Origin of the sequence: Sphaerisporangium viridialbum, from assembly GCF_049674955.1 — a bacterium.
Taxonomy (GTDB): Bacteria; Actinomycetota; Actinomycetes; order Streptosporangiales; family Streptosporangiaceae; genus Sphaerisporangium; species Sphaerisporangium viridialbum.
Genome location: NZ_CP187232.1, coordinates 3,518,891 through 3,543,491, shown reverse-complemented (window position 1 = coordinate 3,543,491; position 24,601 = coordinate 3,518,891). Strand labels below are relative to the sequence as shown.

Annotated in this window: 22 protein-coding genes; 6 read left to right on the top strand and 16 right to left on the bottom strand. The window is 70.8% G+C overall.

What is annotated here, in order from left to right:
* Positions 1-54 precede the first annotated feature (54 nt).
* Positions 55-996, bottom strand: a complete 942-nt coding sequence (gene pfkB, locus ACOZ38_RS15565; RefSeq protein ID WP_405147465.1) for a 1-phosphofructokinase — start codon at positions 994-996, stop codon at positions 55-57.
* Positions 993-1,754, bottom strand: coding sequence for a DeoR/GlpR family DNA-binding transcription regulator (locus tag ACOZ38_RS15560; protein WP_405147463.1), 762 nt, complete (start codon positions 1,752-1,754; stop codon positions 993-995). Before ACOZ38_RS15560 ends, pfkB begins: the two co-directional genes overlap by 4 nt.
* A gap of 153 nt (positions 1,755-1,907) precedes the next feature.
* Between ACOZ38_RS15560 and ACOZ38_RS15555 the strand changes: the two genes are divergently transcribed.
* Positions 1,908-2,741 carry an NAD-dependent epimerase/dehydratase family protein gene (locus ACOZ38_RS15555; protein WP_424531382.1) on the top strand — a complete coding sequence of 278 codons (834 nt, stop codon included), beginning with the start codon at positions 1,908-1,910 and terminating at the stop codon, positions 2,739-2,741.
* A 27-nt stretch (positions 2,742-2,768) separates the two neighbouring features.
* Here the strand turns inward: ACOZ38_RS15555 and ACOZ38_RS15550 are convergent, their stop codons facing one another.
* Complete coding sequence (locus ACOZ38_RS15550; protein ID WP_424531381.1) at positions 2,769-3,404, bottom strand: hypothetical protein; 636 nt, start codon at positions 3,402-3,404, stop codon at positions 2,769-2,771.
* Between the two features lie 162 nt (positions 3,405-3,566).
* On the opposite strand from ACOZ38_RS15550, the gene ACOZ38_RS15545 reads away from it, so the two are divergent.
* Entirely contained in the window at positions 3,567-4,610 is a 1,044-nt protein-coding gene (locus ACOZ38_RS15545; protein ID WP_424531379.1) for an N-acetylglucosamine kinase, read from the top strand.
* A gap of 1 nt (position 4,611) precedes the next feature.
* Here the strand turns inward: ACOZ38_RS15545 and ACOZ38_RS15540 are convergent, their stop codons facing one another.
* Positions 4,612-6,192 carry a family 10 glycosylhydrolase gene (locus ACOZ38_RS15540; RefSeq protein WP_424531377.1) on the bottom strand — a complete coding sequence of 527 codons (1,581 nt, stop codon included), beginning with the start codon at positions 6,190-6,192 and terminating at the stop codon, positions 4,612-4,614.
* A gap of 335 nt (positions 6,193-6,527) precedes the next feature.
* Here ACOZ38_RS15540 and ACOZ38_RS15535 point away from each other — a divergent pair, with 335 nt between their 5' ends.
* Complete coding sequence (locus ACOZ38_RS15535; protein WP_424531375.1) at positions 6,528-8,027, top strand: glycoside hydrolase family 3 protein; 1,500 nt, start codon at positions 6,528-6,530, stop codon at positions 8,025-8,027.
* A 158-nt stretch (positions 8,028-8,185) separates the two neighbouring features.
* Positions 8,186-9,091 (top strand): MurR/RpiR family transcriptional regulator, encoded by a 906-nt coding sequence (locus ACOZ38_RS15530; protein ID WP_405147451.1) that lies wholly within the window; start codon positions 8,186-8,188, stop codon positions 9,089-9,091.
* A 9-nt stretch (positions 9,092-9,100) separates the two neighbouring features.
* Here ACOZ38_RS15530 and ACOZ38_RS15525 read toward each other — a convergent pair whose 3' ends face one another.
* From ACOZ38_RS15525 to ACOZ38_RS15505, 5 genes are all read right to left on the bottom strand, one after another.
* On the bottom strand, positions 9,101-9,571 hold the full coding sequence (locus ACOZ38_RS15525) for a hypothetical protein (protein WP_424531374.1): 471 nt from the start codon (positions 9,569-9,571) through the stop codon (positions 9,101-9,103).
* Between the two features lie 117 nt (positions 9,572-9,688).
* A complete protein-coding gene (locus ACOZ38_RS15520; protein WP_424531373.1) occupies positions 9,689-9,856 on the bottom strand; it encodes a hypothetical protein in 168 nt (55 codons plus the stop codon).
* A gap of 199 nt (positions 9,857-10,055) precedes the next feature.
* Entirely contained in the window at positions 10,056-10,772 is a 717-nt protein-coding gene (locus tag ACOZ38_RS15515; RefSeq protein ID WP_424531372.1) for a hypothetical protein, read from the bottom strand.
* Positions 10,773-10,976: 204 nt separating this feature from the next.
* Entirely contained in the window at positions 10,977-11,609 is a 633-nt protein-coding gene (locus ACOZ38_RS15510) for a discoidin domain-containing protein (protein WP_424531370.1), read from the bottom strand.
* 31 nt (positions 11,610-11,640) lie between these two features.
* Positions 11,641-12,948: an RNA-guided endonuclease InsQ/TnpB family protein gene (locus ACOZ38_RS15505; protein ID WP_424537020.1), complete on the bottom strand. Its 1,308-nt coding sequence runs from the start codon at positions 12,946-12,948 to the stop codon at positions 11,641-11,643.
* A 30-nt stretch (positions 12,949-12,978) separates the two neighbouring features.
* On the opposite strand from ACOZ38_RS15505, the gene tnpA reads away from it, so the two are divergent.
* Complete coding sequence (tnpA, locus tag ACOZ38_RS15500; protein ID WP_424531368.1) at positions 12,979-13,398, top strand: IS200/IS605 family transposase; 420 nt, start codon at positions 12,979-12,981, stop codon at positions 13,396-13,398.
* A 104-nt stretch (positions 13,399-13,502) separates the two neighbouring features.
* Here the strand turns inward: tnpA and ACOZ38_RS15495 are convergent, their stop codons facing one another.
* The 7 genes from ACOZ38_RS15495 to ACOZ38_RS15465 all read right to left on the bottom strand — a co-directional run bounded on the left by ACOZ38_RS15495 (position 13,503) and on the right by ACOZ38_RS15465 (position 23,894).
* A complete protein-coding gene (locus ACOZ38_RS15495; protein ID WP_424531367.1) occupies positions 13,503-13,790 on the bottom strand; it encodes a hypothetical protein in 288 nt (95 codons plus the stop codon).
* Positions 13,791-13,897: 107 nt separating this feature from the next.
* Positions 13,898-14,941 (bottom strand): hypothetical protein, encoded by a 1,044-nt coding sequence (locus tag ACOZ38_RS15490; RefSeq protein WP_424531366.1) that lies wholly within the window; start codon positions 14,939-14,941, stop codon positions 13,898-13,900.
* 600 nt (positions 14,942-15,541) lie between these two features.
* Positions 15,542-18,838 carry a helicase HerA domain-containing protein gene (locus tag ACOZ38_RS15485; RefSeq protein WP_424531364.1) on the bottom strand — a complete coding sequence of 1,099 codons (3,297 nt, stop codon included), beginning with the start codon at positions 18,836-18,838 and terminating at the stop codon, positions 15,542-15,544.
* Entirely contained in the window at positions 18,835-19,548 is a 714-nt protein-coding gene (locus ACOZ38_RS15480) for a hypothetical protein (RefSeq protein ID WP_424531363.1), read from the bottom strand. Before ACOZ38_RS15480 ends, ACOZ38_RS15485 begins: the two co-directional genes overlap by 4 nt.
* Positions 19,541-20,548: an endonuclease domain-containing protein gene (locus tag ACOZ38_RS15475; protein WP_424531361.1), complete on the bottom strand. Its 1,008-nt coding sequence runs from the start codon at positions 20,546-20,548 to the stop codon at positions 19,541-19,543. The genes ACOZ38_RS15480 and ACOZ38_RS15475 overlap by 8 nt, the downstream gene beginning before the upstream one ends.
* Positions 20,549-20,880: 332 nt before the next feature.
* Positions 20,881-22,272 carry a GH12 family glycosyl hydrolase domain-containing protein gene (locus tag ACOZ38_RS15470; protein ID WP_424531360.1) on the bottom strand — a complete coding sequence of 464 codons (1,392 nt, stop codon included), beginning with the start codon at positions 22,270-22,272 and terminating at the stop codon, positions 20,881-20,883.
* Positions 22,273-22,394: 122 nt separating this feature from the next.
* Positions 22,395-23,894 (bottom strand): SDR family oxidoreductase, encoded by a 1,500-nt coding sequence (locus ACOZ38_RS15465; protein ID WP_424531359.1) that lies wholly within the window; start codon positions 23,892-23,894, stop codon positions 22,395-22,397.
* Between the two features lie 170 nt (positions 23,895-24,064).
* Here ACOZ38_RS15465 and ACOZ38_RS15460 point away from each other — a divergent pair, with 170 nt between their 5' ends.
* A complete protein-coding gene (locus ACOZ38_RS15460; RefSeq protein ID WP_424531357.1) occupies positions 24,065-24,472 on the top strand; it encodes a nitroreductase family deazaflavin-dependent oxidoreductase in 408 nt (135 codons plus the stop codon).
* Positions 24,473-24,601 lie beyond the last annotated feature (129 nt).

The following is a 24,601-nucleotide window of genomic DNA, read 5'->3' as shown; positions in this document are numbered from 1 at the left end:
TGCTCCTTCCGGGGCGGCCGGCGTGGGGGCCGGCGGGGGGTGGAAACGCGCCGTCTAGTCCCCGGACGTCAACGGCTTGGCTGGATCGGGTTCGAGGATGCGGACGCCGCCCCTGTCGATGTCGGCGGGCGAGGGCATCCGGCTGCCCGGCAGTGACACGGCGGCCGAGGCCCAGGCCAGGGCCTCGACGAGGGCGGCCTCGCCCGCGGCTCCCGCGGCCAGGAACCCGGCGAGCATGGCGTCGCCCGCGCCGACGGTGCTGCGCGGCTCGCGTACCGGGCACTGGCCGTACCACGCCTTGCCGTCCTCGACGAGGACCGCGCCGTCGGGGCCGAGGCTCGCGAGGACGGACCTCGCCCCGAGGGCGAGCAGCTTGCCCGCGGCGTCGATCGCGTCCCCCAGCGACGCGATCGGGGTGCCGGTGGCCTCGGCGAGCTCCTCACGGTTGGGCTTGACCAGGGCGGGCGCCGAGGCGAGCGCCGACACCAGCGCGGGACCGCTGGTGTCGACCGCGACGTTGATGCCCGCCTGGGTGAACCGCCTGCACAGGCGGGCGTACATGTCGACGGGGACGCCCGGCGGGAGGCTGCCGGAGGCGACCACCCAGTCGGCGGACTCCGCCGCGCTGAGCACCGCGTCGGCGACCGCGTCGAGCTCCTCGGCCGAGAGCGCCGTGCCCGGCTCGTTGATCTTGGTGATGGTGCCGTCGGGCTCGGCCAGCGCGACGTTGGAGCGCGTGGGCCCCGCGACCGGCACCGTGATCATCTGGATGCCCTCGCCGGAGAGCAGGCTGACGAGCTGGTGCCCCTCGGCCCCTCCGTAGGGGACCACCGCGCACGACCTGACCTGGTTGGCCAGCAGCGCCCTGCACACGTTGACCCCCTTGCCGCCGGGGTCGAGGTGGGCGGTCGCGGCGCGGATGACCGTGCCACGCGCGAGGGTCGCGATCTCGATCGTGCGGTCGAGGCTCGGGTTGAGCGTCAGGGTGAGGATCACGCCCGTACCACCTCGGGCCCGGCCTGCGCCACGTCGGACACCGTCGCGGGGTCGAGCCCGGTGTCGGTGATCACCACATCGATCTCGGACATCGACGCGAACCGCGCGAGGTAGGTGTCGGCGAACTTGGTGTGGTCGGCGAGCAGCACGCTGCGCTTGGCCGCCTTGATCATCGCCCGCTTGATGGCCGCCTCGGCGGGGTCGGGCGTCGTGAGGCCCCTGGCGACCGAGCAGCCGTTCGCCGCCATGAACGCGACGTCCACGTTGAGCCGTGAGAGCGGGCGCAGCGCCCAGTCGTCGACGGTGGCCAGCGTGCGCCCCCGTACCCGGCCGCCGAGCATGATCACGCTCAGGTTGGCGCGGGTGGCCAGCGCCGTGGCCAGGGGCGGAGAGTTGACGATCACGGTGAGCTCGCGGTCGGCGGGCAGCACCTGCACCAGCCGGCCGGTCGTGGTGCCCGCGTCGATGATGATCGCGCCGTCCTCCGGCAGCTCCGCGACGGCAGCCTTGGCGATGCGCTCCTTCTCGGCCGTCATGACCTCGTCGCGGGTGGCCAGCGCGGGCTCGAAGCCGAGCCGCTCGACCGGGATGGCCCCGCCGTGCACGCGGCGCAACACGCCCGCACGCTCAAGAACAGTCAGGTCGCGGCGGATGGTCTCGGTGGTGACCGAGAACTCCTCGCCCAGCGTCACCACGTCCACCCTGCCGATGGCCCGTGCCCGACGCAGGATCTCCTGCTGCCGCTCCTCGGCGTACATCGTGTTGATTCACCGCCGTTTCAAGTTGGTTTCGTCTTTGTTTATACCCGCCCATGTTGAGACGTCAAGGATTTTGCGGCATCCGCCCACCAACCTCTGCGAAAGTAGGCGTAGACCAACAAACAGACGGTGAACCCCACCGCAGGAGGAACGATGACGAAGATCTGCGTGACGGGGGCCTCAGGGAAGCTCGGCCGGGCCGTGGTGGCGGACCTGCTCGGCCACGGGCACGAGGTGGTGGCCACCGACGCCAGGCCGGGGCCGCCCGGCCTCGGCGCGCAGGTGATGCTTGCGGACCTGACCGAGTACGGCGAGGCGGCGGAGGTCCTGCGCGACGTAGAGGCCGTGGTCCACCTGGCCAACATCCCCGCGCCGGGCATCCACACCCCGTCGGAGACCTTCAACCGCAACACCGTGATGAACTCGAACGTCTTCCTCGCCGCCGCGCAACTCGGCATCGGCCGGGTGGTGTGGGCCTCCAGCGAGACCACCCTCGGGCTCCCGTTCGACGTCCCCCCGCGTTACGCGCCGGTCGACGAGGACCACTACCCGTTCCCGACCTCGACGTACTCGCTGTCCAAGGTGGTCACCGAGACCATGGCCGAGCACGTCGCCCAATGGTCGGGCATCCCCTTCGTGGCCCTGCGCTTCTCCAACATCCTCGGCCCCGAGGACTATGAGGCCTTCCCCGGCTACTGGGAGGACCCGCTCCTGCGCAAGTGGAACCTGTGGGGCTACATCGACGTGCGGGACGCCGCCGAGTCCTGCCGCCTCGCTCTGACCGCGCCCGTTCAGGGGGCCAGGAGCTTCGTCATCGCCGCCGCGGACACCGTGATGAACCGCCCGTCGGCCGAGCTGATGAAGGAGGTGTTCCCCGGCGTCGAGATCCGCCGCGAACTCGGCGAGTTCGAGACGCTGCTGGCCGTGGACGCCGCCCGCGAGGCGCTCGGATTCACCCCGAGGCACTCCTGGCGCGACCACCTGTGACGGCCGAGGGCCCGCGGGCCCTCGGCCTCAGACGCCGGACAGCGCCAGGGTGAGCAGCGCGGAGCCTCCCCCGGCGACGGCCCCGGCCGCGACCTGCGCGACCGTGTGGTGGGCCAGCCGTACGCGGGCCCAGCACACGACCGCGACGACCACCGCCCCGGCGGCGAGCGTCGGCATCGCCGGCAGGACGCGGGCGAGCACCAGCACGGTGCCCGCCGAGACCGCCGCGTGGAAGGAGATCTTCCAGCGCAGGGTCACGGGGACGGTCACCGCGAGGCCCGCCAGCATCGCGGCCACCGTGGCCACCAGCAGGCGCGGGGCCCCGAGGCCCGCGAGCAGCATGAGCGCCGCGAGCACTGCCGCTACCGCGACCAGCAGCGGCATGGTCCTGCGCGACCGGTCGACGATGTGCCGCGAGTCGAGCCGTCCGGAGCGGACGCCCATGGCGATCACCACCGCGGGGACGCCCCCGCACAGCAGGGACGCCAGAAGGCCCCACTGGAAGCCGGTCCAGCCGTCGGAGACCAGGCCGACGACCGGCGGAAGCCCGATGACGAGCACCTGCGGGGCGAAGATCTCGGTGACCCATCGGGCGACCCGGTCCGAGAGGCCGGAAGCCCCCTTCGCCCCTTCCCCGGCACTCGCCACACGCTGGCCACTCATCGGCACTCCCCCGTCGAGACTTCCCGCAGCTACGCAGACTGCCACACCTCGGTGACCCGGGGACCCCGCGACGCGATCTTCGTACCGCTCCCCCGCGCCGAGCCGGTGGCGAGAATCTCCGGCCGCCTATAATTTCGAGGAGATCAGCGTCATTGGAGGGGTATGGGAACCGCCGAGCCCCTGGTCGTCGGCGTGGACGGCGGCGGCACGAGCACGCGCTGCCTGGTCGCCACCCTGAGCGGCGAGATCGTCGCCCGGGGCCGCGCGGGAGGGGCCAATCCGCGTTCCGCCCGCGACCCCGGCGGCAACCTCACGCGCGCCCTCGGCGAGGCCCTGTTCCGGCTCGGTCCCGGCTTCGATCCCCATGACGTCGCGGGCGGCGTCTTCGGGCTCGCGGGCGCGAGCGCGGCGGGCCGCGAACGGGCGCTCGCGCTCGCCGCCGCCGCGTGGCGGGCCGCCGCCCTGCCCGGCCTGCCGGTCGTGGTCCCGGACATCCTGGTGGCCTTCACCGGCGCGACCCCCTGCCCCAGCGGCAGCGTGATGATCGCCGGTACGGGCGCGGTGGCGGCCCGCATCGCCGACCGGCTGATCGTCCGCCGGTGCGACGGCTACGGGTGGCTGCTCGGGGACGAGGGCTCGGGAGTGTGGATCGGCCGGCAGGCGGCGCGGGCCGCGCTGGCGGCCCTCGACGGCCGGGGCCCGCCGACCGTGCTCGCCGACCGCGTCCTGCCCGCCCTGGCGGTAGGCAGGCCCGCTCCCGAGGAGGACGGCGCGGCCCCTCCGGCGGGCGAGGCGCGCGCCCAGGCCATCGTCGCCGCGGTGTACGACGGGGAGCCCGCGCGGCTGGGAACGCTCAGCCCCCTGGTGGAGGCGTGCGCCCGCGAGGGCGACCGGGTGGCCCTCACCATCCTGGACGACGCCGCGCGCCTGCTGGTCCGCACGCTCGACACCGTGAGCGCCGCCGGCCCCGCGCTCCCCGTGGTGCTGGCCGGGTCCCTGCTGATCAGGCCGACCCTGGTGGCCGAGCGGGTCAGGGAGGCGTTGATCGGCCGTCCGGTCGTCCTGGCCAGGGACGGCGCGGCCGGAGCCGCCGCCCTCGCCCTGCGCGCCGCCGCCGTCTCCGCGGGTCACGCGACGGCCGGCGCCGAGACCGAGGCGGCGCACCGGAGGCTGCTCGCCGCCGGTGACACTCCCGGTGAGGCCTGACTCAGCTCACCCAGAGGGTGGGCGCGCTCTGGCGGTTGGCCGCGTCGACGGCGGTGACGCGGTAGCGCGAGCCGGCCTTCCACGCCGGATCGGTGAACCGGCCCCCGGGCCCGCCGGGCACGACCGCCAGCAGGTGCCCCGTGCCGTCCGGGTCGTGCCGGTAGACCGCGTACAGGCGGGGCTCGCCGCGGCCCTCGGAGGCGAAGGTCAGCTCGGCGCTCCGGCTCGTGCGGCGGGCGCCGGTGACGACGGGCGGCCGGGGCGGCTCGCCCGAGGCCAGGCGCGGCAGCACCGGGCCGAGGGCGGGTCGCGCGTAGTGCTCGGCCTGGAGCCTGGTCATCGCCCCCAGCCGGTCGGCGCGCACGTCCCCCGAGTTGTAGTAGACGTCGCCGCCGATGCCTGGGTGGTCGCGGTTGAGGGTGAGGTGCCGCGAGAGCTCGGCGGGGTCCTGCCAGGCGGCGGGCTGACCGGGGGCTCCGGCGTTGTAGACGGACTGCCCGATCCACAGCTGGGTGTGGGTGCCGGCCACGGCCTTGGCCCACCAGGAGGCGAGCACGGCGTAGTCGGCCACCGGCAGGCCGATGTTCCAGTAGAGCTGCGGGACGATGTAGTCCAGCCAGCCCTTCCGCACCCAGCCGCGGCTGTCGGCGTGCTGGTCGTCGTACGACTGGGAGCCCGAGGTGGCCGAGCCGAGGGGGTCGGTGGCCGCGTTGCGCCAGATGCCGAACGGGCTGATCCCCCACTGGGCCTCGGGCTTCTCCTCGCGGACGCGCCGCCCCATCTCGTGGATCAGCAGGTCGACGTTGTGCCGCCGCCACGCCGCCCGGTCGGCGAATCCCTTCCCGTGGCGGGCGTAGGCCTCGGCGTCGTCGAACTCCTGGCCGTCGACGGGGTAGGGGTAGAAGTAGTCGTCGAAGTGCACGCCGTCGACGTCGTAGCGGGTGACCGCGTCCATGATCGCGTCCTGCACGAAGGCGCGCACCTCCGGCAGCCCGGGGTTGTAGTACAGCCCGCCCGCGTAGGTCACGCCCCAGCCCGGATTGCGGCGCAGGGGATGATCGGGCACCAGCCGGGCGGGGTCCGGCTGCAGGGACACCCGGTAGGGGTTGAACCACGCGTGGAAGGCGAGCCCGCGCGCGTGGGCCTCCTCGACCATGAAGGCCAGCGGGTCGTAGCCCGGGTCCCTGCCCTGGACGCCCGTGAGGTACTGCGACCACGGCTCGTGCCGCGAGGGCCAGAAGGCGTCGGCCGTGGGCCGCACCTGCACGAACACCGCGTTGAACCGGCGCGACACGGCGAGGTCCAGCCAGGAGGTGAACTCGCTCTTCTGCTGCTCGGCCGTGAGGCCCGTGCGCGAGGGCCAGTTGGTGTTGTTCACCGACGCGATCCACATGCCGCGCATCTGCCCCGGCGACGACAGGACGGCCGCGTCGCCGGGGCCGGTGGCGCGCGGAACGCCACCGGGACCGCCGTGGGACCGGGCGGCGCCCGCCTCCAGCGCCTGCCCCCAGGCGAGCGGGGCGAGCGCGGCGGCGGCCAGACCGCCCAGTACGGCCCTGCGGCTGACCGGGCGGCCGTTCACGCCGGCCCCGGACGGCTCGCGGGCTCTGGACGGCCCGGCGACGCCGGTCCTCCGGCGGCTCCGGCGGTGAGGCCCCGGTGCCGGCCATGGCCTGGGTGCCGGCTGCGGCCTCCGGCGCGAAGATGACAGATAATTTTCATTGGATCAATGAGTCTGAAGATAGTCGTCATCAGGCCGTGACCTAACCGGGAGCGAATGAAGGAAAGCTTCATAGAAGATATGCGCAATGGCGCGAGATGCCACATCGACGTCAAAACAGCCCATAGCACGCGGACCAGGCGGTCCTCGAAGAGGTAGATCGCAAGGGCCGCCGCCGACACGACCGGAAGCCACGCATGCCGCACAGTCCCGATCTCGACCGCCTCGCCGCCACCGTGCTCCAGCCGGGGTTCGAGGGCACCACCCCGCCCGGGTGGCTGCTCAGGCAGCTCGCCGACGGCCTCGGCGGGGTGGTCCTCTTCGCGCGCAACATCTCGGGCGACACCGCCGGGCTCGTACGGCGGATCCGTGAGGAGAACCCTCAGGTCGTCGTCGCCGTGGACGAGGAGGGCGGCACCGTCACCCGCCTGGAGGCCGCGACCGGCAGTTCCTGGCCCGGCAACGCCGCCCTCGGCCTCGTCGACGACCTCGGCCGCACCGAGCGGACCGGCAGGGAGATCGGCAGCCTCCTCAACGCGACCGGCATCACGCTCGACTACGCCCCCGACGTGGACGTCAACGCCGACCCGGACAACCCCGTGATCGGCATACGGTCCTTCGGCTCCGATCCGGACCTCGTGGCCCGCCACGCCGCCGCCTGGATCTCCGGGCTGCAGAGCGCAGGCGTGGCCGCCTGCGCCAAGCACTTCCCCGGGCACGGCGACACCGTGACCGACTCCCACCTCGCCCTGCCGGCCGTCCACGCCTCGCGCGAGCTGCTGGAGCGGCGCGACCTGCCGCCGTTCCGCGCGGCCGTCGCGGCGGGGGTCCGGGCCATCATGTGCGGCCACCTCTTGGTGCCCTCGCTCGACCCCGGGCTGCCCGCCACGCTCAGCCCCCGCGTGCTCACCGGGCTGCTGCGCGAGGAGCTGGGCTTCGAGGGGCTCCTGGTGACCGACGCGATCGAGATGAAGGCCGTGACCGCGCTCATGCCCCAGCCGAGGATCGCCGTACGGGCGCTCGCGGCGGGCGCCGACGCGATCTGCGTGGGCGCCTCCTCCCCCGGCGGCGAGAACGTCTCCGAGCTGCGCGCGGCCATCGTCCGCGCGGTTCACGAGGGCGCGCTGGACGAGGCGCGGCTGGCCGAGGCGGCGGGCCGCGTACGGGCCCTGGCGGCCTGGCACGAGCGCGAAGAGCACGTAGAGCGGGTGGCGGGGCGGGCGGCGGACATCGAGCTCGACGCCGAGCACGGCGTCTCCCTGCTCGGGCTGGACACCGCCCGCCGGGCGCTCCGCGCGACCCCCGACGCCGGCTCCCTCGCACGCCCGGTCCTCACCCGGGCGCCGCTGGTGATCGAGATGTCCGCGCGGCCCCACCAGGCCATCGGCGGCGCCGTGCCGTACGGGCCGGGCGAGGCGCTGGCCGCCACGCTGCCCGGCACCGCCCGCACGACCCTGACGCCCGCCCTGCACGACCTCCCCGAGCTGGGCGACTCGCCCCTGGTGGTGGTCACGCACGACGCGCACCGGCACGCGTGGATGGCGCGGGCGCTTGCGGAGGTCGTCCGCCGCCGCCCGGACGCCATCGTGGTCGAGATGGGCCTGCCGGGCACTCCCACGGGCGCGGTCTACCTCACGACCGGCGGCAACTCCCGGGTCTCCGCGCTCGCCGCCGCCGAGTGGCTCACCGGCCGCTGAGCCGCCGCGGCCGGACGCTCCCCCGGGGATCGCCGGGGCCGTCCCACCAGGATCTCGACGGTGACCCACGGGTTTCCCACGACCAGGCTCCCGGTGGAGATCCAGGGGCTCCCCGCCGCCAGGATTGAGTAATCTGTCGGTAACAGCAAAGGAACCCCATGATCGACCCGCAACGCTCCACCCCCGAAAACCTGGTGGCCCGGGTGCGGGCCGTGCTTCCCTCGCTCACCCCGTCCGCGCAGATCATCGCCCGGCTCATCCTCGACGACCCGGCGACCGTCGCCCGCAGCACCATCACCGAGCTCAGCGCCGCCTCCGCGACCAGCGAGGCGACCATCGTGCGCACCGCGCGGGTGCTCGGCTTCTCCGGGTACGCCCAGCTGCGCCTCGCGCTCGCGGCCGCCGCCGCCACCCGCCAGGGGCCCGACCGGCTCGTCCCCGGCGACCTCGCCCCCGACGACCCGCTCTCCGACGTGATCGCCAAGGTCACGCGGGCCGAGGCGGAGGCCCTTGAGGACACCGCCGCGCAGCTGTCCCCCGAGCGGCTCGGCGAGGTGGTGGACGCCATCACCGGGGCCCGCCGCGTCGACGTCTACGGCGTCGCCGCCTCCGGGCTGGTGGCGGCCGACATGTCACAGAAGCTCCTGCGCATCGGGCTGTCCGCCCACGCGTTCACCGACGCGCACCTGGCCCTGACGAGCGCCGTGCTGCTGAGGCCCGGCGACGTCGCGGTGGGCGTGAGCTGCACAGGCGAGACCCCCGACGTCCTCGAGCCCATGCGCCGCGCGCAGCGGGCGGGGGCGACCACCGTGGCGATCACCAACAACCCCCGGTCGGCGCTCGCCGAGGTGTCCGCCCATGTGCTGATCTCCGCCGGACGGGAGACCGCGTTCCGGCCGGGCGCGCTGGCCAGCAGGATCAGCCAGCTCCTGATCGTCGACTACGTCTTCGTCGGCGTGGCGCAGCGCACGTCCGAGGTGTCCAACGGTGCCCTGCGCGCCACCCGCGACGCCATCGACCACTTCGTCACGGAGTCCCGGCCCCGGAGCAGGAAGCCGTCGTGACGTCCGCTCTCAGCGGCACCGGCGGCGGCGCGCCCGGGGCCGCCTCCGCCGCGAGGGGGCCCCGCCGGAGCAGCACTCCTCGATGAGGAGGCTGAGGCCAATGCCGACCAGCCACACGTCCTTGGCGAGGGCCACGCCCTCCTGGGTCGGGCGGACGCTCCCCGGCCGCCTCATGCCGGGCGTCCTCAGGTAGAGCCCGACCAGACCGGCGGCGAAGCCGGTGAGCGCGGCGCCCGCGACGACCGAGGGCACCACCGGCGCGAGCAGCACCGCCCCGAGGGTCATCTCGGCCACCGACAGAGCCCGCGTGAACTTCTCAGGGTCCAGGCGCCTGAGGAACGGGTAGGCGCCGGCGGCCATGCCGTGCACCCCCGCAGCCGTCTGCTCGTCCGCGTCGTACTTCGTGAACCCGGAGTTCAGGATGTACGCGCCTGTGGTGATCCGCAGGGGGAGCTGATGGGGACGTACGGGAAACCGCATGGTTCCTCCGTTACCTCTGAGGCGGTCGGTCACCGGACACCTACCCCATCGGCTGTGGCGCCTACCAGCGCGGACGTCCGTTCACGCGGGGCGTCCGCCGCGCCGGAGCGGCCGCCTTCAGCCGGCGTCCCGGGAGCGGAGGATCTTGGTAAGGGCCGTGACGGCGAGGATGACCACCCCGATGATCAGTGCCCATTTGACGATGCCGGCCACCAGGCTCAGCAGCGTGCCGAGGAGGAAGAAACCGACGATGACGGCTACGACGAGGAGAAGAATGCGTCCCATGGCTTCACGCTAAGCGCCCGCGAGGCCCGGCGACATACGGCGAGATCGAGTTCAGGGACGAGTCAGGGTCGGCACTCAGGGTCGCCTGGGGGTGCCGCCTGGGGGTAGAGCCCTCCTGTATCCACCAGGCCGGGAAAGGGCCGCACGCGAGCGGGCCGGCCCCGAGGTGGGGCTGGCCCGACCGCCGGGTGAGGGAGGCTCACAGCACCGCGCAGCCGATCCGGACGGGGACCCGCGCCGACCAGCGGCCCGAGAGCACGTCGTAGGCCTGGGCGTAGCCGTTGGCGGGCTTGCCCGCGGCGGAGCAGTCGAACACGCCGGTCTTCTTGCCGAAGCTGCCGCCCGCGAAGCCGCTGTGCGCGGAGGCGTTCACGGTCCCGCTCCAGAACAGCCGGCCGGTGTTGTAGCGGAGGTACAGCTTGACCTGGCCGAAGTTGTAGTGGTCGCCGCTGATCTTGATCCGGGGGATGTCGTCCACCGAGGTCGAGGTCGAGGTGCCGTCCCCGTTGTCGGTCGGCGGGACGGTGTACCGGTTGATCCACAGGCGGGCGGAGACCTTGCGGTTCGCGGCCTGGGCGTTGTCGGCGGCGGCCTGCGAGCGCACCGAGGGTGCCACGCAGACGTCGTCGCCGGTGAAGGCCTCGCGCCACACGTACCCGGTGACGCAGGTGTGCGCGCCGAAGGCGCCGGAGGTCCAGCGGCCGGCGGCGGCGGAGTTGTCGGAACGCGTCTGGGTGCGGGTGGCGGAGCTTACGCAGACGTGGTCCGCGGGCCGGGCCTCGCGCCAGACGTAGCCTTCCAGGCAGGTGTCGGGCCCGAAGTCGCCGGTCGCCGCGGAGGCGGACGCCGACGGCAGGGTGATCACGGACAGGCCGGCCACGGCGGCGACGGCGAGACCGAGCAGGGTGCGCTTCATCTTCTTCTCCTGAGTGTGAGTGTGTTTCCCGGTCCTGTTCGCTCGGCCCCGGGGGAACTTGCTTGCACACCCAGTGATATCGGCCTCCACCTGCACGTTCATTGAAGGCCGCTTGACGCTTCAGGTTGCAAGGGACGTGCAAGGGCTTCAAGCCGGAAAGGCCGCACGCCACGGGCGTGCGGCCTCCGCGAGAGGTGGTCTTCTCTAGGTGCCGTAGACCTGCATCTCGTACAGCGAGTACCCGTAGGACGTGCCGCGCGCCGTGCCGTTCACCCGCACGTACCGGCCCGATCCCGACAGCCCCGTGAGGTCGTCGGCGCCGCCGTCGCCGGTGGTCGTGGTGTACAGGTTCGTCCAGGTGGTGCCGTCACCGGACACCTGGACCTGGTACGACCTGCCGTACGCCGCCTCCCAGTACAGCTTGACGCGCGTGATCGAGCGGGTGGCGCCGAGGTCGACGCGCAGCCACTCGGGGTCGTGGCCCTCCGCCGACGCCCACCGGGTCGAGGTGGTGTCGCCGTCGAAGGCCTTGGCGGCGCCGTAGGACGAGCTCTCGGTGGAGGAGGCCGTGGCCGGCCTGCCCTGCGAGAGCAGCGTCTCCGTGGTGGCCCCCGAGGTGGTCGCCGTGACGGCGGCGGAGGCGGCCGAGGCGTTGCCCGCCGCGTCCCTGGCCTTCACCGTGAACGTGTACGACGTGGCCGGCGACAGCCCGGTCACCGTCACGGACGTGCCGCCCGCCGACGCCGCGACCGAGGCTCCGTTGTACACGTCGTACCCGGTCACCGCCACGTTGTCGGTCGAGGCGTCCCACGCCAGCGACACGCTGGAGGACGTCACCCCCGTCGAGCGTGGAGGATTCCTGTGCTGCTTACGCAGCAGCTCGCAGCGCGGGTGCGGGCGAGACTGTGGGACAGGATGCTTGACGCTTCACAGGCCCCGGTATCCCGGAGTCTCCACGTCCTGTGACCGCCCATCCGGCGGCAGAGTTGTACCGATGAAGCTGGTTTCGGGCGGCGTTGGTGTCGGCGTTGCCGATCCATCCGCACGCCAGGTTCTTGCACGCGAACCGCGACTGCGTTTCGCGTGATCCTGGGGTGGTGGTGTGGCAGCGGTGGCACTCTTGGCTGGTGCCGTGCGGGCGGACCTTGGCGACCAGGCCGCCACGGCCGGCGGTCTTGTAGGTCAGCAACTCCACCGTCCGGCCCCACGCCTGGCCCGCGATCGAGCGGTTCAGGCCCCGCTTCTGGGCGACGTTGACCCCCGGCTCCTGCACGGTCCCAGACGCCGAGGCCATCATGTTGGTGATCTTCAGGTCTTCGACCACGATCACGCTGAACCGCCGCGCGAGGTCGGTCGTGGTCTGATGCTGCCAGTCGACGGCTCGGCGCTTGGCTGTCGCGCGGAGCCGGGCGATCTGGTCGTAGGTGCGGCGTTCCCGGTTGGAGACCGGGTTGCCTTTCTCGCGGGTGGCGCGCTGGCGGGCGCTTTTGCGCTCCAGACGCAAGAGCCGCTCGCTCTGCCCGCTGGTGAGCCACGGGCCGTGCCGAAGGTGTTCCCCGTTTGACAGGGCGAGGGGGACCGTGATGCCCCGGTCCATGCCGGCCTTCGGCCCGGTGTGCGGTACCGGGGCCGATACCAGCAGCTCGGTACGGAACACGATGTTCCACCCGTGGGCTTGTTTCACCAGGCGAGCCCCGGTGATCCTCCCCGATGGCCCGCCCTTGGTGACGCCCGGCAGGTCTTTTGCCCACCGGAACCTCACCCGCCCGACCTTGGGCAGGTTCACCGCACCCCACCTGCGGTTGATCCGGGTGATCTGCAAGTCGCGGGCCTGGGGGACATCCACGGCCATCCGGGACCGGAACCGGCCCTTGAACGTCGGGCGCTTGGCCGGGTGGTCGGGGTTGAAGAAGTTCGCCCACGCCTGCCGGTAGGTCTTCAGTACGGCTTGCGCAGCCTGAGCGGGGAGCTGCCCCATCCACTCGATCTCGCGGCGGGCCTGGCGAATCGCCGCGTCGCACTCCTTCAGTGACGCCAACCGGCCCTGGCGGAAGGTCGTGAACTCATGGAGCAGGTTCCACAAGGCACGCGCGGCGTGCGCCTGACCGTCCAAAACGGCTGATTGCCGCTTGTCCAGGTCCAGGCGCGCGACGTGCGCACGCGCCTGTCTCACCATCTCCACACTATGATCGTATCATTTGGTGTCATGGAGCAAAACCCTGATATACGCAGGGGAAGACACTGCGTTCATGAACTCAGTGTCCATCTCGTTTTCCTAACCAAACACCGTCACAACGTCTTCACCGAGCCGATGCTGACTCGCTGCGAACAGATCATGAGGAACGTCTGCGCCGACTTCGGATGCGAGCTGGTGGAGTTCAACGGCGCCGACGACCACGTCCACCTGCTCGTCGACTTCCCACCCAAGGTCGCACTCTCCATCTTGGTGAACTCCCTCAAGGGCGTCTCCGCCCGCTACCTGCGCAAGGAATACGACTCCCACATCCGCAAGTACCTATGGGACCGACATTTCTGGTCCCGCTCCTACTACGCGGGCTCAACCGGCGGAGCCAACCTCGCCACCGTCAGGAAGTACATCCAGGGCCAGGACCGGCCCACCCGCTAAGGTTCAGACACGCCCGCGCCCCACAGGGCACCCCCGCGTGGGCCTTCACCTCCCGCCTAAAGGCGGGAGCACTGACCCACATCCCGGTAGAACAGGTCCGGGTACTACCCGTTCTTCAGCAGGCCGGCCAGGACCGTGGAACGCGGCCCCACCGGATACCATCCGGACGCCGCGTAGCCGGGGGTGGAGATCGTGGCGGCCGGGTCGGTGACCTTGGACGATGACTGGATCTTGTACCCGTCCAGGGCCGAGGGGGCGACGGCCGCCGCCGCGACGCCGCCCGTGGAAGCGGACCCCGCCAGCGCGTGGATCCCTCCCCCGGCGGTCATCGCCAGCACGAGCGCGCCGACCAGCCGCGTTCTCACCCAGGTACGCCTGTCGAACCTGACCATCGGTATCTCCGGGGGGCGTTTAGTTAAGGAGCCTCCCTAACTATGTGCTGGATTTTGACCCCACCGGCAAGATCCGTCAAGGTTCCGGGGCGCACGAGGCCCGCGTCTCAGACCGGGACGGCGAACACGACCCGGCGGCCCTTGAACTCGGTCACGCTCCACAGCTGGTTCTTCTCGTTCCAGCAGGTGAGGTCTTCCGGGCCGATCGGGAACCTCTTGACCTGGGCGGGCTGCCCCGAGGGGACCACCAGGAGCGACCCGTTCTTGGTCGAGGACGCCGCCTGGCTGAGGTACCACCGGCCCTTGTACGACAGCGCGCCCTGGATCTTGGCCGCCGGAAGGGTGAAGGCGTCGGCCGCGTTCGCCAGGCCGTCGGCCCCGGCGACGAGCGTGCCGTCCGAGGCGAGCGCCCAGCGCGCCACGCGCCCGGTCCTGCCAGGCTCGCCGGCCGGGTCGACGTACTCCCCCGAGACCAGCATGTGCGGAGTGAGGCTCCTGTCGACGGCGGCGAAGGAGTACCGGGCGGCCCCGGCGGCGCTCCAGGCGTCCACCTGCGGCATCACGTACCGGTAGCCGAACGCGTGGTACTTCCCGTTCTTCAGGCCGATCTTGTCGTCGTCGCCGCTCACCTCGTAGATGTGCCGGGTGTCGAACACCCGCACCCCCCGCGAGGTGTCGACGACGTAGACCAGATTCCCGTACCAGGCGATGCCGCCCGCGTGGATGTTGATCGCGCCGTACGAGGTGCCCTTGGGCTCGACGAGCAGCACGTGCCGGTACTTCCTGGTCGTCGCGCTGAGAAACGAGACCCGGACTCCCCGCTCGGTCGCCGCGCCGTCCGGTTTCCAGTACCAGGTGACGGCGAACGCCTGGACGTCCGTGCGCCCGGCCTCGGAGCTGGAGGCCACCCCCTGCGGGTACCAGTCGGTGGTGTCGTTGTCGCCGGGCTCGAAGCAGTACCAGTCGGCCGGTTTCGGCGACATCGAACCGAAGGCCGTCGTCGTGCCCTTGTAGGTCGCGGTGCGGTTGGCCTGGGCCAGCACGGTCTTCAGATCGCGGACGGGCAGCGCCTTGGCCAGCGTCTCGACCGCCTGCGGGAGGTCGCGGGTGTTCCGCCGGAGCTGAAACGGCCCCGGGTCCGTCCCGGTCATGAGGCTCGGGCTCATGGGGGTGCCCCCGTCGTACGTCAGGAGCGGGAACGCGTCATCACGCCACCTGCCCGCGCCCCCACCCAACCGGTGATCAACCCCGCCAGTCTCCCGCAGGAGCGACATATCCGTCTACGTAATGACGCGATCGAGCAGACGCGAGAACGGGTCTGCGGCCGCCCGAAAGCCTCACATAGGGCAGTGCGCCATAGGCCACTTTCACTGCACCGTTTCGTTTATGGTGATGTATCCCGTGATATCTCTGTGACCTGAGGGCGATCTTGCCCAGCACAGAACGGGGAGTCATGTTCGGCATCAAACCCGCCTCGGAGAACACCGACGACGGCGTGAAGCCGCCGGCTCGAACCGCACAGGACCGTATGCCAGCTCGTACCGCGCACCGGATGAGCGGGCGTGGTCTCGACCGGGCCGGTGCGAAGGGGGCCGGAACCCCGGCCCCCTTCGCACCCCACCACCTCAACCCTTCTTGACCCGCTTAACCCAGGTCGGCCGTTTCCCCAGCTCTGCCCGTTACTCCGTTCTGCCCTGGTTCCACATCGGCGCGTTGTCCCAGCTCTGCCCGCACTCAGGCCAGGACTGCTGTTACCCGGGGCTGGTACCCATCGACCTTCTGGCCCTGCCGATGACCTCTTCGGTGGTGAGCGGGCTCTTGGGATGGTGGCTCAGGCACAGGGGGGCCTGCATCTTCTCGAACCTCGCCCCCTCGACCGCCGCGTAGAACTGCCCGGTGCTCAGGCGGCCGATGTCGGTGATGTGACTGCCCTTGGCCTGGGCCATCTCCCTCGCGGCGTCGATCTGTGTCGGGCTGTTCAGCAGGCCGAAGAACTGCGTCGCGGAGTTCCCCGGGATGCGGTTGTGCAGCCCTCTCGGAGCCTGGGTCGCGAACACCAGCCCGAGCCCGTACTTGCGGGCCTGGGACGCCAGCGCCAGCGTGCTCTGCGTACAGGCGGTCATCGCCCCGGACGGCGCGAACGTCTGCGCCTCGTCCATGACGAACAGACCACCCAGCGGGCGGTCGCCGGCCGGATGCTTCTTGATCCATGCGAACAGCGCCATCTGCAACTGGTTGACGAAGCTCTGCCGCTGGTCGTCGGACGGCAGGCCGACGAGGCTGATCACCGACACGCGAGCCCGCTTTCCCTCGGGCGGGGTCAGCAGGATGCCCGGGTCCATGGGAACACCGGCGCCACCGAACAGCGGATCGTTCACCATGGCCGCGGTGAGGTTCTGCGCGATGTCGGCCGCGAGCCTCTCCGCGTGGAGAAGCTCGCTCACCCCGTCCGGCAGCGCGGCGAGGACGTCGATGAGGCCCCGCAGGCTCGTCGGACCTCGCCGTCCGTAGTACCGCAGCGTCTCGCGGAGCACGGCGAGACCCTGATGCACCTTGTTGGTGTTGCCCACGAGCTTGGCGCGGGGAGCGATGGACGCGACGGCGGCGTCCACGGCCTCGCGGAACTCGTCGGGATCGTCCACGACGCTGTTGAAGTCGGGCAGAGGCTGGAAGCTGAGCGGACGTCCCGCGTCGCGCAGCGGCGTCCAGACCACGACGTCGGTGTTCGCCAGATAGTCCTTGGCCTTCCCCGCGTCTCCCATCCCCCAGTGCGGCGGCTCCTCCGGCCACCCGTCCCCGAGCCGCGCGAGGTCGTTGTTGGGGTCGAGCACGATGGCCGAGACGCCCTGGATCGCGCACTCCTCGACCAGACGCCGGATCAGCACGGTCTTGCCCGACCCCGATCCGGCGAAGATCGCGGTGTGCTTGCGGAGCGCTTCCAGCTCCACGCTGACGGCCCTGGCGCCCGTGATGGTCGTACCGATCGTGATGGGCGGCACGAATCCCATGACCGTCTTCTTCGCCGGGGGCGGTGTCGGAACCGATGCCTCGTCACCGCGCCCCGTGGGAACGCTCCAGGTGTCACCCTCCGGCTCCTCGACGGATGTCGAGGAGCCGGAGGCCCCATTCGCGGCCGTTGTCGTGGGGCGCCCGGCGTCCGCCGATGGCATGGACGACCCCGTGAGCGGGCCGACGTCCTCGGCACTTCCGGAAGGAGCGTCCCCGTTCTCACCCAGGGTCTCTTTGAACAGCACGATCTTGTTGGCAGGCTTTCGCTCCACGAGCCACGCATGCAGGTTCGGGGGATTCTCAGCCAGCAGATCACGCAGCGCCGCAAGTCTCTTCAGATCGTCCTTCCCGACGGGAAGGGCCCTGCCACCGGCCTTCTCGAACGCCGCGACAGCCTCCTGCGTACGAACACCGGGAGACCAATCGTCATTTCGCAGGACGAACAGCCGTCGTTGCGGCACCTCGGCGTCCAGTCCGGCCGCCACGCAGGCGGTGCGCAGCCGGTTGAGCGCGGCTATCGCGTTGGGAGCCGCGATCGCGCGAAAGGACCAGTGCGCCTCGTCTTCGTTGTGCTCATTCAGGCTGCGGCGGAGTCGCGCGTGCAGAGAGGGCTTGGAACTGGGCGCCGCGTCCTGGTCGAACTCCTTCCCGGCCTCGCCCTGCCCGGCGATCCAGGCGGCGAGCCCCGCGGACAGGAGTTTCGGCATCTCGGCGTCCTCGGTCGTGAAGTCGAGGGCCGGTTTGGCATCCGCCTTCTTCACCAGTTCCGCAAATCGGATGTCCAGTGCGGACAGATCAGGCAGAGGCGACACCGGTCCATGAGGGAGAAAGATTTCGTCGCCCGTCGCGATCGGGTCGGCCAGGCACTCCAGCTCTTTGACCACACCACTCAGCAGGCAGCCCTGGATGTGGCTGTCGATCTTCTTGAGGAGTTCCCGGGGGTTGAAGTCGGGGGCTTCATCGAATGCGGACGGTTTCACCGGCCAGGTTGGATAGGGAGGGCGGAAACCGATCTTACGGAACCGCGCTGTGAACCTCTTCTCAATCAGGTCGTGGCCGATCTTGGCATCGGGGATCGCCATGAGCGGCACCGTCTCCCGGAACCGGTCCTGGACCGTATCGGTCGCGATCTCCTTGATGAAGATCCAGGTCGGCGGGATGCACGAGACCATGATGAGCGTGCGGTGGGTGTACTCCCGCAGGGCCATCAGGCCCCCCGCGACCTGCTCGATAACGAGTGCCTCGCGCCAGCCTTGGGCCTTCTCCCTGTTCCTGCTGTTGATGGACGCCTGCGCGATGAGGACGTCGATCTGGTCTACGGCGATCACGGATGGCCCGGTGAAGGCGAGGAGCCGAGAGATGTCCCGGACGATCTCCTGCGGCGTTTTGCGGGTCTGCCGCATCCCCCACTTGGCGCGCTCGCCCGGTTCCTCTTCGGAGTTCGAAGACAGGTACGTGAGACCGACATCCTGCGCCCGCCAGTCGTCGGAGGCACACAGGACCAGTGCGCGAGCGGTGTCCTGTACGTCACCGCCCACGCGCGGGTCGAAGCGGCGCAACGCGTCCACGAAGGCGTCCAAGGCCTCTCTCGAAAGCGGCGCCTTCCCGATCAACTCCCGCCGGGAAAGCCGTTGCACGCCCACCAGCGAGGACAGGCGCCGCAGGAACATCCTGAGCTGGCTCTCGCCGTCGACCTCGCGCGCCAGGCTGTCCTGCATCGAGACCACGACGCTTTCCCAGAAGTCCTTGGCGTCGAGCAGGCCCACCAGGAAGAAGTAGCCGCCTTCCTGCTGAACCTTCTCCCGCACCCAGCCGAGCAGGTGCGTCTTGCCGGTTCCGCGTCCCCCCTGGACGGCCACTCCGATGGGGCTCGCGTGCACGCTGTCGCCAGCCTCCGCCAACCCGTCGAGAATCGCCTGCACTGTGCTGCGATGCAGGCCGTCGACATGAAATTCCGAGGGATGCCACACGTCACCCGGACCCTCGACCCAGTTGAATCTGAGCGCCTCCAGGGCACGCCGCTCGTCGCCCGTCATCATGCTCCAATCCAGAGCGCGTGCTTCGCCTGGTCGCCGATGGTCACCGCCGCCTCGCGGTCCTCCTGAGAGAGGGTCTTCTGGTTGGACTCGGGGATGAGGGTCACGTCGGGCATGCGGTTCATCAGCCTGAGCGTTTGGTCGACCGCTGCTCTCGGCAGGTCGGAGATGAGCTCCCGGATCTCGGTGAGCCCGATCCAGGTGCCCGGCTTCTCAGCCAACTCGGCATAGGCGGCCCGAATGCGCGCCTCGACGGCGGAATCAGCGGACGGCGCGGGTTGGCGCGCCGGCACCGGTTCGACCTCTGTAGACGAAGCCACCTGCGGCGAATCGGCGATTGAAGGAGGGGTGCTCGATTGGCCGAAGATGTCGGACAGCCTGTTGCCGGTCCGACCCATGTAGTTGTGGAGACCGCCAAGCACCACAGATAGCGCGATGTACACCACCAATGCCACTCTGCCCGTGGGCTTCGCGATACCGGTGCGGAGTTCCTCGCTCAGGCGCGCCCAGCCCGCGTCTGTCAATACGTGGACGTACGCGCGCCCCTTCTTCCAGCTCTCCACCAGCTTCAAGTCGTTCAAGTGCAGGCGCTCTTTGCCGGTGAGCGTCAGCCCATAGCGCTCCTGCAGCTCGGTGTTGGATACCTCTCCCGCCTCCTGCGTCAGTATCAGGAGGAAGGCGGTTTCTGAGAGCGACAGCTTGTCGTCAGACACGTTGTGATCCTTCGAATGTTGGGGAGCGGCGGCCGTGGAGGAAGCGCCTCACTTGGCCGACGACGGCTTCTGTATCGGTTAAGACCTGGTTGTTCGTGAAGCGCAGGACGGCGTAGCCGTCGAGCTGGAGTTGCACGTCGCGGTGCCGGTCCTTCTCGAACTTGAGCGAGGCCCGATGCTCGTGGCCGTCGATCTCGACCACACACCGCTCCTCCTGCCACAGAAGGTCGACCCGGATGGGGTTGGCGAGGGCGTGCGACTGGTAGGTCTGGTTCCACGCCCGTCCACCTGCCCACGAGCACTGCGCGAGCGCCGTCTCAAGGGCCCGCTCGGCCTTGCTGCCCGGATGCGGCATTCCGGCGACGGCCGGGTACCTCAGCGGACGGCCGCCTTCGGGCAGCGGCGGCGCCTCCCGGCCGAGGACGTCCGCCTTGGCGGGCAGGTGCGGCGTCACCGTCTCGACCCGGTCCACGGCGGCGAGGGCGGGCCCCGCCAGCCAGATGCCGAACCCGCCTCGTTCGGCCAGCCACTCGCATCCGGCGACCAGCACCTCTTCCTCGAAGGGAGAGAGCCCCTCGGGCACCTGCATGAGGATCGAGGCGTCGCGCCGGCCGAAGCTGGACGCGAGCACCCGCGCGAGACCGGCGGCCCGTACCTCGGCGCCGAACCGGGCGGGCCGGCGCGGCGGGCCCGCCAGTGACAGCTCGGCCAGGTCGGCGAGGAAGGGGCCGAAGTGGTGGCTGGTCGCGGCCAGTCGCATGGCGAGGGCACGCGCGGCGCGGACCCCCGCGCCGCCCGGCCCGTCGATGCCCTCCGCGCCCGGCAGCCAGGCCGGGAACAACTCGACGGCGGCCTTTTCGAGTTCACGCAGGACCGTGGCCACCATTTCGGCCACGGAACTCGCCGCGTCCGGGAAGTACGTGAGAATCGCGGGCGCGCCGTCAGGGGGCGGTTCGATCGACAATGCGGTGGCGTCGGCATTCACCCCTGAAAGTCGCACCACGCGACCTATCGGCAGGTCCACCCACGACAGAGCCACGCTTTTCCCTCGGATTCCGGCCGTTCCCCGCTGGATTGCCGAGGTTATAGGTAAAAGACCACCATCCGCACCACTTTGCCCAAGACTCGTAAATTTCCACTGCTTTCACCAGCGCAAGCGCGTCAGACGCCCGAATCCGCTAATCGGTTTACCTGCCGCGTGAACCGATACAGCAGGTAAGCAGGAAAGGGATGAATACCGGAAAGCGGTGACAGTCCGTGTCCTTAATCAGGAGGAATACAAGAAGGGCCGGGTACGGCATTGCCGTACCCGGCCCCGCGAGGCGACAGGGATCAGCCGAGCGTGCAGGCGGACCCGTTCAACGTGTACGCGGTCGGGGAGGCATCGCTGGAGCCCCAGGTGCCCTGGAAGCCGAACGAGGTGTTGCCCCCGGCCGGGATCGACCCGTTGTGCGCCACGTTCTTGGCGGTCACGGCGGCGCCGCTCTGCGTCACGGTGGCGTTCCAGGCGCTGGTCACCTTCTGGTCGCCGGGGAAGGAGAAGGCGAGGGTCCAGCCGTTCACCGCGCTCGTGCCGGTGTTGGTGACGGTCACGTTGGCCGTGAAGCCGCCCGCCCACTCGTTCTTGACGTAGGCGACCTTGCACGCCCCGCCGCCCCCGCCGCCGCCCGGGGTGGTGGTCACCGTGACGGTGTTGGAGGCCGGCGAGGTGTTGCCCGCCGCGTCGCGGGCCCGCACCGAGAAGGAGTACGACGTCGAGGCCGAGAGCCCGGTGGCGTTGTAGGACGTGCCGCTCGCCGTGCCGACCACGGTGCTGCCCCGGTAGACGTCGTACCCGGTGACGCCGACGTTGTCGGTGGACGGGCTCCACGACAGGCTCACGCCGCTGGAGGTCACGTTGGAGGCGGTCAGGTTGGAGGGCGCGCTCGGCGCGGTCGTGTCCCCGCCGCCACCGGTGCCGATGCTGTAGGAGAAGCTGTTCACCGCGAGGCCCGTGCCGCCGACCCACGGCTCGAACCCGGCCTGCACGCTGGTGATGTACCAGGAGCTCTGGGCGTACCCCCGGCTCAGCATGTCGTTGTAGAACGCGCTGACGGGGAAGCTGATCGAGCTGGCCGGCGAGGTGCGCACGTACGAGATGACGTTCCAGCCGCTGTTGCCGAACCACACGTCCCAGGTGCCGCCCGCGAGGTTCACGGTGGCGACCTTGGAGCCGACCGGCTGGACCGACCCGGTGTGGTTGAGCCAGACCATCAGTTCGGCCCCGGTGTTCTGCCCGTCGGTGCGCGCCGTCGGGTCGAACCAGATGTCGTACGACGCGTCGTACACTCCCGCCGTCGACGGGTAGGTCATGCTGACGCTGGTCTGGATGCCGGCGAACCTGCTGTCCGACACGCGCAGCGGCAGCCCGCTCCCGGCGGTGCAGTTGGCGTAGTGGCAGCCGGCGTAGACCGCGGGGTAGGAGCCCGGGGCACCGTTCTGCGGCTTGTTGTGGCTCGCCTGGGTGACGGTGAACCCGGTGGAGGTGACGTTGATGCACTGCTGGGTGTCGTCGCCCCAGTTGTTGTTGATCACCGCGTACTTGCCGCCCGCGATCGTGGTCGCGCCGTACTTCTCGCAGATCACGGTGTCCGCCCTGGCCGGGCCGGTCACCACCACCGTCATGAGGATCGAGCCCGCGGCGGCGAGGACGGCCGTCAGGGCTCGCAGTGCTCGGCGTTTCATCTTGACTCCGGGGGACGAGGTGGTGGGAGCGCTCCCATTTATTGCCGACCCTAGGACGGGCTCACGCCCACGGAACAGCGCCGGCGCGGAGGACCGGCTCTCCCCCACCCCCTGACCAGGGATTACCCGAGGTCCCGAGGTGAAACTTTCACCTCGGGAGGCCGCGCGGCCCAGGCCACCGCGGCCCTGGCGACGTTGCCGGGCATGCCGCCGAAGATGAACCCGTGGAAGGGGTACACGCCCCACCAGTACAGGTGACCGAACAGGCCCCGCGGATGGAAGATCGCCCGCTGGCCGTACACGGTCCGGCCGTCCTGCCGCCGGCAGGTCAGCTCCAGCCAGGCGAGCCCGGGCAGCCGCATCTCGGCCCGCAGCCGGAGCAGGTGGCCGGGCTCGATCTCCTCCACCCGCCAGAAGTCCAGCGCGTCGCCGACCCGGAGCCGGCAGGGGTCGCGCCTGCCCCTGCGGAGCCCGACCCCGCCGACGGCACGGTCGAACAGGCCCCGTACCCGCCAGGCGAGCGGCAGGGAGTACCACCCGGTCTCGCCCCCGATGCCCTCGATCACCCGCCAGAGCGCCTCGGGCGGCGCGTCGACCACCTCGGTGCGCTCGTCGGCGTACAGGCTGCCGCCCGCCCAGTCGGGGTCGGTGGGCAGCGGGTCGCTCGGCGCGCCGGGCGTCGAGGCCGACGACCAGCGCGTGGCCACGTCGGCCTCCTTGATGCGATGCAGGGCCAGCCGCACCGCCTCGCAAAACCCGATCAGCCCCTGCGGCGGGTCCGGGATGTACCCGGCGATGTCGTGCTCCCGGCAGACGGCCTCGTTGCGCAGCGACTCCACCAGCGGCCGCGCCACCCCGGCGGGGACGGGCGTGACCAGGCCGACCCAGTGGCTGGACAGGCTGGGCGTGAGCAGCGGTACGGGGATGATGAGCCGGGGAGGCAGCCCGGCCACGGCGGCGTACCCCTGCATCATCTCGGCGTAGGTCAGGACGCCGGGGCCGCCGATGTCGAACCGGCGGTTCGTCCCCTCGGGGAGGTCCACCGCCCTCACCAGGTAGCGGAGCACGTCCCTTATCGCGATGGGCTGGGTGCGGGTGCGCACCCAGCGCGGCGTCGTCATGACCGGGAGCCGCTCGGTGAGATACCGCAGCATCTCGAAGGAGACCGACCCCGATCCGATGATCACCGAGGCCCTGAACGCGACCGTCGGCACCCCGGAGCCGAGGAGGATCGCCTCCACCTCCGCGCGCGACCTCATGTGGGGCGAGGGCCGCTCGGCGGGGGTCAGGCCGCCGAGGTAGACGATGCGGCGGACCTCGGCCTCCCTGGCCGCCTCGGCGAACGTCGTGGCGGCCCGCCGGTCGCGCTCCGCGAAGTCACGGCCCGCGGCCATGGTGTGGATCAGGTAGTAGGCGATCTCCACGCCTTCGAGCGCCGCGCGGGTCTCCCGTGCCCGGGTGGCGTCCGCCTCGGCGACCTCCACCCGGTCGCGCCACACCTGGCCGCGCAGGCGGTCCGCCGAGCGGACCATGCAGCGCACCTCGTGACCGGCGTCCAGCAGCCCGGGCACGAGCCTCCCGCCGACGTAGCCGGTCGCGCCGGTCACCAGACACCGGGTCATCTGACCACCCCCGCTGATTGCCTTCGTACCCTGAGCCCTACCCGGTTGCGTCCGCGCCACCTTCGCCCGCCCGCTCACCCGGTTCACCGAGGGCGTGCCCCGGGAGCCGGATCAGCGGGGCGCATTGGGGTAGGCCACCCGGAGTACACGTCGATTCGGAAGGTGAACCGATGCTTTACGGCAAAGAGCACGTGGACAGATATCGCGCGACCGACGGCAAGGAGGGCCACGACTGGAACGGCACGACCGTCCTGTTGCTGACCACCACGGGGCGCAACAGCGGGCAGCCGCGCACGAACCCGCTGATCTACCAGAAGCACGGTGACGACTACGTCGTCGTGGCGTCCAAGGGCGGCGACCCGAAGTCACCCGACTGGTACCACAATCTTGTGGCGAACCCGGACGTCGAGGTCCAGGTCGAGGGCGATAAGTTCCGCGCGCGTGCCCGCACGGCGGCGCCGGAGGAGAAGCCCGAGGTGTGGCGGCTGATGACGGCCACCTGGCCGCAGTACGACGAGTACCAGACCAAGACCGACCGCGAGATCCCGGTCGTGATCCTCGAACGCGTCGAGAGTTGAGCGACCACGCCGGACGCACCCGCAGGTGAGCCGCTCGCGCGCCAGGCCTGACAGCGGGTCAGCCCTGGCGCGCCAACGCTCTCCCGTACGGCCGGCCTCCCCGTCACCGGCGGCCGGTGGCCCTCCTGG